Origin of the sequence: Acinetobacter sp. ANC 4173 (genome assembly GCF_004331255.1) — a bacterium.
Classification (GTDB): Bacteria; Pseudomonadota; Gammaproteobacteria; order Pseudomonadales; family Moraxellaceae; genus Acinetobacter.
This window is the reverse complement of record NZ_SJOF01000005.1, coordinates 73,207-85,609: the sequence shown is the minus strand read 5'-3', so window position 1 is coordinate 85,609 and position 12,403 is coordinate 73,207. Positions and strand designations below refer to the sequence as shown.

General features: G+C 36.6%; 12 protein-coding genes and 1 pseudogene. 8 read left to right on the top strand and 5 right to left on the bottom strand.

The window, feature by feature from the left end:
• Positions 1-87: 87 nt before the first annotated feature.
• Positions 88-726, bottom strand: coding sequence for a nitroreductase family protein (locus E0H94_RS08020; protein WP_131325915.1), 639 nt, complete (start codon positions 724-726; stop codon positions 88-90).
• 555 nt (positions 727-1,281) lie between these two features.
• On the opposite strand from E0H94_RS08020, the gene E0H94_RS08015 reads away from it, so the two are divergent.
• From E0H94_RS08015 to fghA, 4 genes are all read left to right on the top strand, one after another.
• Complete coding sequence (locus tag E0H94_RS08015) at positions 1,282-1,557, top strand: metal/formaldehyde-sensitive transcriptional repressor (protein ID WP_131325914.1); 276 nt, start codon at positions 1,282-1,284, stop codon at positions 1,555-1,557.
• Between the two features lie 19 nt (positions 1,558-1,576).
• Positions 1,577-2,686, top strand: coding sequence for an S-(hydroxymethyl)glutathione dehydrogenase/class III alcohol dehydrogenase (locus E0H94_RS08010; protein WP_131325913.1), 1,110 nt, complete (start codon positions 1,577-1,579; stop codon positions 2,684-2,686).
• Positions 2,687-2,751: 65 nt separating this feature from the next.
• Positions 2,752-3,330, top strand: a complete 579-nt coding sequence (gene gfa / locus E0H94_RS08005; RefSeq protein ID WP_131325912.1) for an S-(hydroxymethyl)glutathione synthase — start codon at positions 2,752-2,754, stop codon at positions 3,328-3,330.
• 139 nt (positions 3,331-3,469) lie between these two features.
• Positions 3,470-4,306 carry an S-formylglutathione hydrolase gene (gene fghA / locus E0H94_RS08000; RefSeq protein WP_131325911.1) on the top strand — a complete coding sequence of 279 codons (837 nt, stop codon included), beginning with the start codon at positions 3,470-3,472 and terminating at the stop codon, positions 4,304-4,306.
• A gap of 115 nt (positions 4,307-4,421) precedes the next feature.
• On the opposite strand, the gene E0H94_RS07995 is transcribed toward fghA, so the two are convergent.
• Genes E0H94_RS07995 through E0H94_RS07985 form a run of 3 tightly spaced genes read right to left on the bottom strand, consistent with a single transcriptional unit; the run spans position 4,422 to position 7,060 of the window.
• Positions 4,422-5,219: a sugar phosphate isomerase/epimerase family protein gene (locus E0H94_RS07995; RefSeq protein WP_131325910.1), complete on the bottom strand. Its 798-nt coding sequence runs from the start codon at positions 5,217-5,219 to the stop codon at positions 4,422-4,424.
• 55 nt (positions 5,220-5,274) lie between these two features.
• On the bottom strand, positions 5,275-6,030 hold the full coding sequence (locus tag E0H94_RS07990; RefSeq protein ID WP_264757552.1) for a sugar phosphate isomerase/epimerase family protein: 756 nt from the start codon (positions 6,028-6,030) through the stop codon (positions 5,275-5,277).
• Positions 6,023-7,060, bottom strand: a complete 1,038-nt coding sequence (locus E0H94_RS07985; protein ID WP_131325909.1) for a TIGR03571 family LLM class oxidoreductase — start codon at positions 7,058-7,060, stop codon at positions 6,023-6,025. The genes E0H94_RS07990 and E0H94_RS07985 overlap by 8 nt, the downstream gene beginning before the upstream one ends.
• A gap of 139 nt (positions 7,061-7,199) precedes the next feature.
• On the opposite strand from E0H94_RS07985, the gene E0H94_RS07980 reads away from it, so the two are divergent.
• Entirely contained in the window at positions 7,200-8,096 is an 897-nt protein-coding gene (locus E0H94_RS07980; protein ID WP_264757551.1) for a LysR family transcriptional regulator, read from the top strand.
• Positions 8,097-8,200: 104 nt separating this feature from the next.
• Here the strand turns inward: E0H94_RS07980 and E0H94_RS07975 are convergent, their stop codons facing one another.
• On the bottom strand, positions 8,201-9,094 hold the full coding sequence (locus tag E0H94_RS07975) for a LysR substrate-binding domain-containing protein (RefSeq protein WP_131325908.1): 894 nt from the start codon (positions 9,092-9,094) through the stop codon (positions 8,201-8,203).
• Between the two features lie 108 nt (positions 9,095-9,202).
• Here E0H94_RS07975 and E0H94_RS07970 point away from each other — a divergent pair, with 108 nt between their 5' ends.
• From E0H94_RS07970 to E0H94_RS18665, 3 genes and pseudogenes are all read left to right on the top strand, one after another.
• Positions 9,203-10,735 (top strand): MFS transporter, encoded by a 1,533-nt coding sequence (locus E0H94_RS07970; RefSeq protein WP_131325907.1) that lies wholly within the window; start codon positions 9,203-9,205, stop codon positions 10,733-10,735.
• A gap of 16 nt (positions 10,736-10,751) precedes the next feature.
• The gene (locus E0H94_RS07965; RefSeq protein WP_131325906.1) at positions 10,752-11,819 is read left to right on the top strand and encodes an HlyD family secretion protein; all 1,068 of its coding nucleotides are present in this window, start codon (positions 10,752-10,754) and stop codon (positions 11,817-11,819) included.
• A 132-nt stretch (positions 11,820-11,951) separates the two neighbouring features.
• Positions 11,952-12,296: pseudogene (locus E0H94_RS18665) on the top strand (IS982 family transposase); the annotation flags it as partial.
• Positions 12,297-12,403 lie beyond the last annotated feature (107 nt).

Sequence of the window (12,403 nt, the reverse complement as noted above, 5' to 3'; positions counted from 1 at the left end):
TTTTTCAAACTAGACTTCAGAGCAGGGTTTCAAAAATACTTGTTTAAAATGGGTAATACAATGAATACCCATTTTAATATCAATTTATTAATTAAAAGTTTTGAAACGTAGATGATCTTCCATAAAACCTTTATCACCTGCTTTTTCTTCTATAGAACCAAACACGAGTTGAGCACGGAGTTTCCAATTTGTAGGAATATTAAATTTTTCCGCAACCTGTTCATCAATAATTGGATTGTAATGTTGTAATGACGCACCCAAATTCTGTTCTGACAAAGCGATCCACACTGCAAATTGAGCAATAGCAGTTGAATGTTCTGACCATATTGGGAAATTATCGGCGTAAGCTGCAAACTGCTCTTGCAAACCTTTTACAACGTCTTGATCTTCAAAAAACAATACTGTACCAAATCCTGCCGCAAAACTATCAATCTTATCATTTGTAGCTTTTAAATTTTCTGCAGGGACAATTTGACTTAAAGTTTCTTTTACAATATTCCAGAAATTTTGATGAGATTCACCGAACAAGTTAACGACACGTGATGATTGAGAATTAAATGCTGAAGGACTTAAACGAACAGTTTGCCGAATTAATTGATCCATCTCTTGTGATTGAACATTTACATTTTTACCAATATTGTAAATAGTTCTGCGCTTAGCAAGTTGATTAATGAACGATTCTTGCTCGACTTGGTCAGACCCAAAAAGTTTTTGAAAAATTGACATTCTGATGCTCCGATTTCTGTTTTAACAACAGACCTGTTGTATAAGTTGAGCTCATACTAATTATTATTCTTTATGAAACAAATACCTTATTTCCATACACAGCATTCCATAAATAAAACACTCCCATACTTTTGTGAGTCTTTAGTCAAAAATATTACAAAACACTATTAACTATAATTTTTTACACCAATAAATCCACAATCAATTCAAGACCAACATCAGAATTTTTCTTTCATCTGATTTAATATTATTTATATTAAAAAAACAATAAGATAGTTACTTTTGTCGACCAAACTATACAGATAAAACCATCATCCTGAATAGTTACCAATTTTATAGACACCTTTTAGTTAGATATCCAATAATTCCTTATTATTACTTTTAATCACCAATATTCAGTCTCAATTTATTAGCTCTACCTCTAGGTAATACCAAACCATTTAGTTATAAATTTTAAAATAAAACTTGATCAAAAATAGTAAATACTGTGGTGTTAGTTGCACATCAATATACTATAGGGTACTATAGTAAATTATAGTAAATAGAGTTAATCAGATGCCGAATCAACTTGAGGACAAGAAGAAAATTCTCTCACGAGTCAGGCGAATTAAAGGTCAGGCTCAAGCAATTGAAAATGCTCTAGAAGATAATGTCGAATGTACTTCGATATTGCAGCAAATCTGTTCTATTCGAGGGGCTATTAATGGCCTAATGAATGAAATGCTCGAAATTCATTTGAAAGACACTCTTGTCTCTGGTGAAACCACAGAACACCAGCGATTAGATGAGCTGGCAGATATCGCTAAAATTCTCAAGTCTTATTTAAAATAGCTTTAATTAGGAAAAGTTTATGAAATCACGTGCAGCCGTTGCTTTTGGACCTGGCCAACCCCTACAAATCGTAGAAGTTGATGTTGAACCACCAAAGAAAGGCGAAGTTTTAATTAGAGTGACACATACAGGTGTGTGTCATACAGATGCATTTACATTATCTGGTGATGATCCAGAAGGTGTATTCCCTGCGATTCTTGGCCATGAAGGTGCTGGTATTGTTGTTGAAGTCGGTGAAGGTGTGACCAGTGTAAAACCTGGCGATCATGTTATTCCTCTTTATACAGCAGAATGTGGAGAATGTTTATTCTGTAAATCTGGCAAAACTAACTTATGTACAGCAGTGCGTGCGACACAGGGTAAAGGCTTGATGCCAGATGGTACTACACGTTTCTCTTATAATGGTCAACCGATCTACCACTATATGGGGTGTTCAACATTCAGTGAATATACGGTTGTTGCCGAAGTTTCTTTAGCCAAAATCAATCCAGAAGCAAATCATGAACATGTCTGCTTGCTTGGATGTGGTGTAACCACAGGTATTGGTGCTGTACACAATACAGCGAAAGTACAAGAGGGTGATACCGTTGCTATCTTCGGTTTAGGCGGTATTGGTTTGGCTGCTGTCCAAGGTGCTCGTCAGGCGAAAGCCAGCCGTATTATCGTTGTTGACATGAACCCAGATAAGTTTACATTGGCGAAAGAGTTTGGTGCGACTGACTTCTTAAATCCGAAAGATTATGACAAACCAATTCAAGAAGTGATTGTTGAAATGACAGGTTGGGGTGTTGACCACTCTTTCGAATGTATCGGTAACGTCAATGTAATGCGTGCAGCACTTGAATGTGCACATCGTGGCTGGGGCCAATCCGTGATTATCGGGGTTGCTGGTGCGGGTCAGGAAATTTCTACACGACCTTTCCAATTGGTAACCGGACGTCGTTGGTTAGGTACAGCATTTGGCGGTGTGAAAGGCCGTAGCCAATTACCGGGTATGGTTGAAGATGCAATGAAAGGTGATATTCAATTAGAACCATTTGTGACGCATACGATGCCTTTAGACAACATTAATGATGCCTTTGATCTTATGCACGAAGGTAAGTCTATTCGTACAGTGATCCATTACTAAATATCAAAAATGGATGACCTAATCTTCCAACATTGATCATCCATATGTAAAAACGGAGAGGATTTATGAGCGTATTTAATTTGCACCCAGCAATTAATAATGGTATCTCAAAAACTGAGAAAGAGAATTTTGCTGGTGGTACCTTGAAGTGCCATTGCGAAGACCATCCTATAGAGGTCAAAATCTCGAGCCAAACTGCTCATAATCACGCATGTGGTTGTTCAAAGTGCTGGAAACCAGAAGGTGCGTTATTTTCCATCGTAGCTGTTGTCTCTAAAGATGCCGTACAGGTTGTTGCAAATGAAGATAAGCTACAAATTGTAGATGAGTCTGCAACAATTCAACGTCATGCATGTAAAGAATGCCGCGTGCATATGTTTGGTCGTATTGAGAATACAGAACATCCTTTTTATGGTTTAGATTTCATTCATACTGAATTATCGAATGAAGCTGGTTGGTCTGAACCACAATTTGCAGCATTTGTATCGTCAATTATTGAAACTGGCGCGCCTGTTTCACAAATGGATGCTGTACGCAGTCAATTCCAAAGTATTGGCTTAAATACGTATGACTGCCTGTCTCCTACACTTATGGATGCGATTTCGATGCATGTTGCTAAGAAAAAAGGTACATTCCACGCATAATTTTTGGCTGGAATAGAAAGATATCTGAAGGTGTACAGTTCGCTGTACACCTTTCTCACTTCAATTTCCAATAACTCACTCTGAGCTCAGGAAAAGTGCTTTGACCGATAAATGTGAATTTTAAATATCAGGAGAGTTTATGGAATGTATTGAACACCAAGCAAGTTTTGGTGGCTGGCAAGATGTTTATAAACATGATTCTAGCAGTTTAAACTGTGCCATGAATTTTGCTATTTATATTCCAGAGCATGAATCTGGAGAAAAACTGCCCGTTTTGTATTGGTTATCGGGGCTGACGTGTACTGAACAAAATTTTATTACCAAAGCGGGTGTACAGCAATTTGCAGCTCAACATAAGATCATTATCGTTGCACCAGATACAAGTCCTCGGGGCGAAGATGTAGCAAACGTTGAAGATTATGATTTGGGTCAAGGTGCTGGCTTTTATCTCAATGCAACCCAGCTGCCGTGGTCAAAACATTATCAGATGTATGATTACATTGTGAACGAGTTGCCAACACTTATTGAGCAGAATTTTCCTGCCAGTGATAAGCGTAGTATTTTCGGACATTCTATGGGCGGACATGGTGCTCTGACGATCGCTCTGAAAAATCCAACCCGTTATCATAGCGTTTCCGCCTTTTCTCCAATTGTGACTCCGTCTCAGGTGCCTTGGGGACAAAAAGCGTTTACTGCGTATCTAGGGCCAGATCAAGAGAGTTGGAAAGCCTATGATGCATCAGAATTATTACAACAATTCGGAACATCTTTACCGATTTTGATTGATCAAGGTCTGGCAGATTCATTCCTGGATATGCAATTACAACCTCAGCAGTTTGCAGAAATTGCCAAGCAAAAGAATGTCAACCTCACGCTGAATTTAAGGGAGAATTACGATCACAGTTATTATTTTATTGCGAGTTTTATTGGCCAACACATTGGATTTCACAGTAAAATATTAAATCAAAAGTTTTAAAATATATGATAAAAATAAGCTTTACATCAAAACTGTGATTAGGTTCTGAGATAATCAGTATTATTTTACAATATTTATCGTTGCTAGCATGCAACTTACTAGCAACGTTATTAAATTAAATATAGTCCCAGTTCGGATGCTTGTCCAAAAGATGAAAAATGGTCTTCATCTTTTTCAAACTACGCTCCAGTTTGGGATAAATATCCCCAGCATAATCCCAACCCAATACACCAATACTTCCAGTATATTCAATCTGCTTTAACTCAGCTACAACAGCAAAATTATCTAACTCACCACGATCTGGCGGTTCCATTGTCGCCACGCCCCCCCAACCTAATTGAGACATGGTACTGCCTGAAAGTACCACTTGCATTAACCATGGACGGATATTGTTCAGCGTTTCCTGTAAATTTCCCTCTTGTATCGCAAACCAATGATAACCATTGAATGAAGCGCCTAATAAAGGATGGTTAAAGTATTCACAGATCTTGATCACTTGACTTGTAGTCTGAGTAACATGTTTCAAATGTGGATAAAGTGCAAGGCGTAAACCTCGACGCTCAATAATAGGCAAATATGATTCGATAGTCTTCAATATGCCAGACATTCCATGTACCGACGTCTGCACTGCTAATTCGATTAACTCGACCCCTTCAACACTTTCAATAATTTCCCGTAATAAGGTGTCATTACGACCTTCATGCAAAACCAGATACAGTCCCGAGATGTCTAGACCATATTGCTCTTTAACAGTCGGTAATAAGTCCAGATTGGTGAATGGGGTTCCGCCCCATGCAGAAACGGTAATGCCATCGAAACCAATTTCTGACAGCATTTCACATTGTGACTGGAATTGATAAACCCCCATAGAGTTATAGAAGAATGAGTCGAGTGCATGAACTTTATAAAGCATATATTCCTCGACTAGTACGCTAATGAGTCAAGAACAGACCATTCAGGATGTTTAATCAGACGTTGTTCCATCGAACGGAAGGCTTTCTGAGAACGCTCAAGATTACCAAAGACATCTCCCCCCATACTTTCCCAGCCCAAGACACTATATAACGACCACGATAACCCAGACGGCTTAATGCACCCATTAAGACAAAGTTGTCCATCTCCCCCTCATCGAGAGGCTCGATGGTTGCCACACCACCCCAACCTAATGGTGATAAGCGGCAACCCGCGATGTTGACCTGTTTCAGCCATGGACTAACCGCTTGCAGTCGTTCTTCAAGTAACTGTTCTTGATTCGCATACCAATGATAGCCATTAAAGACAATGCCTAAATTCGGATGATTAAACGCTTCACACAGTTGCACGGCTTCAGAGGTAGTCTGCATGCCATATCTAACATGAGGATAAAGCGCAATCTCGATGCCTCGTCGTTCTGCGATCGGGAGGATTTTCTCTAAAATCTTACGATCCATATCTGTCACACCTTTACCTGAATCTAGCGCTAATTCTATACTGTGGCAACCTTGTAGAGATTCCACCGTATTGATGACAAATGACTCAAGACCCTGTCTATAAATAAGATAAACAGCACCTACATCGAGACCCCAACGCGGCTTAACCCGATCGAGTGTATCTAGTTTTTGACTCCATGCCGAAACCGTCAAGCCTTGGTAGCCTGTTTCCACCAACATTTCACATTGGGCATCTAGCGAATAGGTACCCAATTTGGTCTGAAAAATGAAGTCCATATGATGAAGATTATGCATCAGCTGCCATCTCCTGTGCTGCAACTTCTTTCGATACGGTTTCTTTGTTTGATGTCAAGCTTGGGAAAAGTGGCAATAAGTGCTCACCGAGCTCATCAATCACTTCTGATGCATGGCGACGTTGTGGTTTAAAGTGCAGTGCAACATGTGAAACTCCCTGATCTTGCTGTCTGAGCCACAATTCGCGTAACGCATTTCGGCCCCCTCGAAGTATACGTCCGGGTTGAATCGGTGCATGTGGATCACGATCCAGTTCAAATAAGGTGCCATAAGCATATGGCTTAAACACATCTTTAGGACTTGCAGCACGCCAGCTTTCGATAATTTCTGGAATATGCATCGGGTTCGAAATATACGACATAATGCCGTCAGTATTTTGTGCCGTCCACTCCATAGTTTGACCTGCATAACCAATCACGATGGATGGAATACGCGATTTTACAGGTTTTGGAACCAAGTCGATTTGTCCGGTCAACTTGCCATAAAATTTTGATTCATGTACAGGCCAATCTTGTTCAGTTACTGATCTAATTAAAGCTAATGCATCTCTAAATCTTTCAGCACGATTCTCAAAATCGACACCAAAAGCAGGATATTCAACAGGACGGTCCCCTGTAGCTAAGCCTAAAATCAAGCGACCACCTAACAGTTGATCTACTGTTGTTACCTGTTTTGCTACAATCAAAGGATCTCTTAAGGGTAAAACAATTCCTGCTGTACCAATAGTAATTCTACGGGTAATCGCAGCCAAGAAACTTGCATACGCCAAAGGATCTAAACCTTGACCGACATCACCAAAGTTCGGATCATAAAATGGAACATCCCTTAACCAAATCGCTGAAAATCCTGCTGCATCGACTTTTTGTGCCATTTCGACGTGATCTACTAATGACGGCCCAGGCGTATATGGATAACTCTCTAGAGGTGCAATAAAGCCAAATGTTAAATGCCCTGGCTGAAATACTTGTGAATATCCAGGATGATCTCTTAAATCTTCAGGTAATTGGGCTAAAGAATATGCTGCTGCCATTGCTATCTCATTTAAAATCTAGTGCTACTTCAATCAATGAAATAGCAATTTAGTAAAGCACATACTTTAAATATTTATTCATATAAGAAAAATAGGCTAATATTCAAAACATATAGGAAAGTTTGGATGTAATTAAGTCATGTCGATCGATTATTTTGGTGCATTGAAAGCTTTTGTACATGCAGCTGAATCAAGGAGTTTTACCGAAGCCGGCCGAAAATTAGGAACGACTTCCTCTGCAATTGGAAAAGCTATTGTCAAATTAGAGCATGAACTTGGTATTAGTTTATTCCATCGTTCTACTCGGGCAATTACTCTGACTGCAGAGGGACAACTATTCTTGGATCGCTCTCAGCGTATTTTATCTGAGTTGAATGAGGCAAAAATTGAATTGGCCCAAATAAAATTTGCTCCACAAGGCAAATTGCGTGTTGGATTGCCTCAATTTGCAATTCATTTAATGCCTAAATTTATTGAGTTTCAAAAGACCTACCCCGACATAGAATTAGAATTAAGCTTTAGTGATCAATTGGTCAATATTATTGAGGATGGATTTGATATTGTGATGCGTGTGGGTCAAATTATTGATTCACGGCTTAAAGTCCGCCATCTTCATACCTATCAGCATTTACTAGTAGCTTCACCGACATATCTCATCGAGAATGGTATTCCCCAACAACCATCAGATTTAATTCATCATAAATGTTTGCGCTATAGATACCCGACCAGCAAGAAATTGGTAGATTGGGGCTTTGTTGATGGGCAAGAAACATCATTTACTATCCCAGTTTCCGCCATTACCGATGCAATTGAACCTTTGCAAACCATGTCCGAATCAGGATTAGGTATTACTTTATTACCTGATTTTATGGTCAAGAATTCCATACAGGATGGAAAGTTGAATACGGTATTGAATGATTACATTCAAGATTATCGCAGTGTCTATATTTTATGGCCCTCAAGTCGCCAGTCCCTGCCTAAAATCAAAGTTTTTATTGATTATATGGTTAACTCTTTTAGGGAGTCATTCAATTAAAATTGAATATTAATTTTAGCCATATCTTTAATTAGGCAGATATTTTCTGGTTTAAAAATACCATAAAGTATATTTATAGAGGTTTCATATATGAATAAACAAGTTTATCTATTCTTATCTTTAGAAGCATAACTAACTAAAAAATCGAAGAAAACTTTATGTCTTGGTAAAAAATAAGTCTCATCAAATACTACATATAAATTTAAAGAAATATCACTGTATTTGTTTAAACACTCTACTAATTTTCTATGTTGTAAATCTTCTTCAACATCCCAACTAAGCTTAGAAGCAATACCTTTCCCTTCTAGCAACCATTGCTGAATCAATTCACTATTGTTACTTATCAATTTTGGTATAACTTGTACCCTACTTTTTGACTGATTAAAAAACCACTCATTATACAAGTGATGATTTCTTGTTAAACAAATACAATCATGTGCTTTTAATTGATCGGGATTATCGGGCATACCTTTTTTTTGGAAATATTCTTCTGAAGCACAATAAACTCTGCGACCTGAAACAAACTTTAAAGAAGAAAGGTTATCTGATATCGGCTTTTCAATCTGAAATAAGAAATCCAACTCATCTTCCACTAAATCCATACGAGAGTCTGATAATAGAATTTCAAAAATAATATCAGAATATATTCTAGAGAAATCATTAATTATTTCATTAAGATATTGCCTTCCAAATTGTGATAAACAACCAATTCTAATCTTGCCATCAATACTTTTATGATTATTCGAAATAGATTGCTTTGTATTATTGATGAGTGAAATTATTTCTTGAGAACGCATAAACAACAGTTGCCCAGATTCTGTTAAACGGAACCTCTTAGCATTTCGTTGAATTAATTTTGTATTGTAGTAACTTTCTAAATTCTGCAACTTTCGACTGACGGTCGGTAAAGACATATCAAGCGTAATCGAAGCATTTGTCAATGATCCAGACTCAACCACAGTTACAAAAAAGACAAAGTCATCTGTTTGCTGGCTCATTCATACTTCCATTTTTTGAAATATTGGTTTTAATTATATCGTATTTCTGAGGTCCAAATACTACCCTAGAATTTCAAAATTCACTTTCTCTATATAGTCTGCTTAAAAATGTTTTCCATTACACCAATTCAGCGTATCTGGATGATGAGTATCGCTGCTTTTGGAGCCATCATCAGTAGTACTTTTCCTCTCTCTATTATTTTTTCGCAACAAGACATAGCAGCAGCATTTTCAGTAACACGTGATGAAATAAGCTGGATGGTTACTTTATATAATTTGGGTCAACTTTTTGGTTTACCCATCACTTTTTTATTATCAAAGATATTCGGTAGAAGGCGTACTATGTTAATTGCTGGAATAGGTTTTCTAATTTCCTCACTGATTATTTCATTTTCTTCCATTTTTTCAATTGTATTGTTTTTCCGTTTTTGGCATGGGTTTTATGCTGGCATGTTACCAGTCATCATGTTCATTATTTTATTTTCAACCCACCCACCAGGTCAGATCAGAACTCGTGGATTATCTTTTTTTGCTTTTTCTACTGCAATTGGACTGGGTATGTCTGCATGGCTAGGGAGTCTTTTTTTAGTTCCTGATAACTGGAAATTTCTATTTATTATTCCAGCCATTTTTATTGGTTTTTATATCATTTTAGCTGACTTTTTATTTGTAGAAGATTCGATTGATTTAAATGAAGTCATAAATTTTGATTGGGTTGGATATACGTTGGTAAGTTTAGGATTGGGTTTTATACTTATTGCTTTATCCGAAGGCGAACGTTATTTTTGGTCTGAAACATGGTGGATACCTGCATTTATAATTATTGGATTGACTTTCTCATTTCTATCATTCTTACATTTATTAAATACGAATAATCCATTATTTAAACTTTCATTATTTTATAAACCATTCTCATGGGTATTGATTTACCAAATCATATTTCGTTTTGGGACATTATTCGCTATTTGGTTGATTCCATTTTTTCTTACTAAAGTTTTAGATTACCGTATTGAACAATTAGCATTGGTTTTATGGCCTCTTATCCCTGGCACGTTGATTGGAGTTTTAATTGCTCTTTGTTTTAGCACTTATATCGATCAAAGAATAATGATGTCAAGTGCCCTGTTAATTATTGCCTGTTGTTCATTGTACTGCGTACAAGCTGATAGCACATGGTCATATGAAAATTTTACAATTGTAATGTTTGCTTCTGGTATTGGAATCGGAACCTATAGTTTAGCGACACTACATATGGTTCTTCATGGATTAATTCCAATAGAAGGTCCGACATGTGGTATGGGATACAACTATGCACGAATTATGGGATTATCAGGTGGACTGGGTATTCTCAGCCATTTTATTAATGAGCGGGAGAAATTCCATTCAGCAATCTTAACTCCGAATATTCAAAATAATGAATCTGTTACAGCAGAAGTAATTAACAAAATTCAGGCTACTTTATCTCCATCATTTAATGATCTATCAGTGCTTTCAAATATTAGCACTTTCAAAGTAGCAACAGTTGTACGTGAACAATCATATATTTTAGCTATAAATGATGGTTTTTTATTTTGTGCACTTTTACTTATTATCACCGCTGCCTTAGTTTGGTTTTGTCCTCAATGTAAAAGCCAGAGCTAAATTTAGAGTAATTATCATGTCAAAACTTTCAATACAGTTAAGTAAATCCTTTCTTCGTTTCATATTAGCAACTATTGTTATTATATGTATTTTAATGATGTTAATTTACTCCTACTATAATTGGAGTAACAGCAGTGACATTCAAAATACAGATAATGCTTACATCAAAGGTGATTTAATGTATGTATCTAGTAAAGTTAGTGGATACGTTGATCATGTTTATGTGAGTGATAATCAGTTTGTTAGAGCTGGTCAAGTATTGGCTCAAATCAATCAAGTTGATTTTAATACTCTCGTAGAGGAAGCTCAGTCCAAACTTGATCAATTAAATGCAAATATTCATCAAATTGATGAACAAATAAAGTTAGCCAAAGAACAAGTCAAAATTAAACAAGCTGAAATAGAAGCAGCAAAAGCCAGTAAATTAAGGGCTGACAATTACTTCACACGTTCTGATAAATTAGTTCAAGATGGCGCGATTAGTAAGCAGGAATATGATGCTGCTTACGACGAAAAGGTGTCACAAGGTAGTAAAGTCCATATTGCAATGATTTCAATTGATGAAGCTTTACAAAATATTAATGTGTTAGATGCACAAAAAGCCTCTTTGCAAACTATGCTACCAGCAGCTAAAGCAAATTTAGTTCAAGCAAAAGAGAACCTTGAGTCGACAAAATTAATTGCACCTAGAGCTGGAAAAGTCGTTTCAAGAAAGGTGCATCAAGGAGAGTATTTAACTACGGGGAAAAATATTATTGTTCTAGCTCCTGTTAAAAACTTATGGATTGAAGCTAACCTTAAAGAAACTCAGATATCCAAAATTCGTCCAGGAAATACAGTTTCATTCACTATTGATGCAATTCCAAATAAAGAGTTCTGTGGAAATATAGATAGTATTGCTAATGCTAGTGGTTCAGAGCTTTCATTACTTCCACCAGATAATGCGAGTGGTAATTTCACTAAAGTTGTACGACGCATTCCAGTTAAAATCAGCTTTTCGGAAAATCAATCTGGATTAGAAAGTATCGCAATAGGTATGTCAGCTATAGTTAATCTTTACAACAACGCAAAAAAATGTGCATAAAATTAATAGTTAGCTATTTATTAGTTTAATCATTATATTTAACTCGAATCGCGGATAGACAATTGACTTGAAAAAGAAAAAAACTAGAGCAATCAGTTGAGTTACCACACCAAACTCACAGCTCTAGTCCTTATGTTAGATAGTACCCATTTATTCTGCGTCATTGATGATTTTTTTCTAAAATTCGAATCAATTTATTGAAAATTCTTAAAGCAAAACTTTAAACACATAAGCTTTCACCCTGCTCAGCTCAGCATTTCTGAAATTATATTTATTGCTGTGTGGTACAAGTACTCTCTTTTCAATAACTTCAAAGCATTCTTCACATCATTAAAGCTGAACAAAAACCAATTTTTTAAACAATTTCCTTGTTATCAGCGCATGATTCATCTGATAAATGTCCATCAACTGGCATTACATGTTTTGCATTTCGCTTTGATGAGAAATCATCAAAGTTCTTATTTATGGATCGATTCACCAAAGTCTAGTTGTAAGATGGCCAATTATTTGTACGATAGGTTTTAGGTTCAGGCTTATTCATTTGAGCATTATATTGCGGAATAAGCCTTTAATGATGGGTTTGT

Coding starts and splice junctions, on each gene's coding strand:
- E0H94_RS08020 (WP_131325915.1), bottom strand. CDS start 726: ATGTCAATTTTTCAAAAACTTTTTGGGTCTGACCAAGTCGAGCAAGAA.
- E0H94_RS08015 (WP_131325914.1), top strand. CDS start 1,282: ATGCCGAATCAACTTGAGGACAAGAAGAAAATTCTCTCACGAGTCAGG.
- E0H94_RS08010 (WP_131325913.1), top strand. CDS start 1,577: ATGAAATCACGTGCAGCCGTTGCTTTTGGACCTGGCCAACCCCTACAA.
- gfa (WP_131325912.1), top strand. CDS start 2,752: ATGAGCGTATTTAATTTGCACCCAGCAATTAATAATGGTATCTCAAAA.
- fghA (WP_131325911.1), top strand. CDS start 3,470: ATGGAATGTATTGAACACCAAGCAAGTTTTGGTGGCTGGCAAGATGTT.
- E0H94_RS07995 (WP_131325910.1), bottom strand. CDS start 5,219: ATGCTTTATAAAGTTCATGCACTCGACTCATTCTTCTATAACTCTATG.
- E0H94_RS07990 (WP_264757552.1), bottom strand. CDS start 6,030: ATGCATAATCTTCATCATATGGACTTCATTTTTCAGACCAAATTGGGT.
- E0H94_RS07985 (WP_131325909.1), bottom strand. CDS start 7,060: ATGGCAGCAGCATATTCTTTAGCCCAATTACCTGAAGATTTAAGAGAT.
- E0H94_RS07980 (WP_264757551.1), top strand. CDS start 7,200: ATGTCGATCGATTATTTTGGTGCATTGAAAGCTTTTGTACATGCAGCT.
- E0H94_RS07975 (WP_131325908.1), bottom strand. CDS start 9,094: ATGAGCCAGCAAACAGATGACTTTGTCTTTTTTGTAACTGTGGTTGAG.
- E0H94_RS07970 (WP_131325907.1), top strand. CDS start 9,203: ATGTTTTCCATTACACCAATTCAGCGTATCTGGATGATGAGTATCGCT.
- E0H94_RS07965 (WP_131325906.1), top strand. CDS start 10,752: ATGTCAAAACTTTCAATACAGTTAAGTAAATCCTTTCTTCGTTTCATA.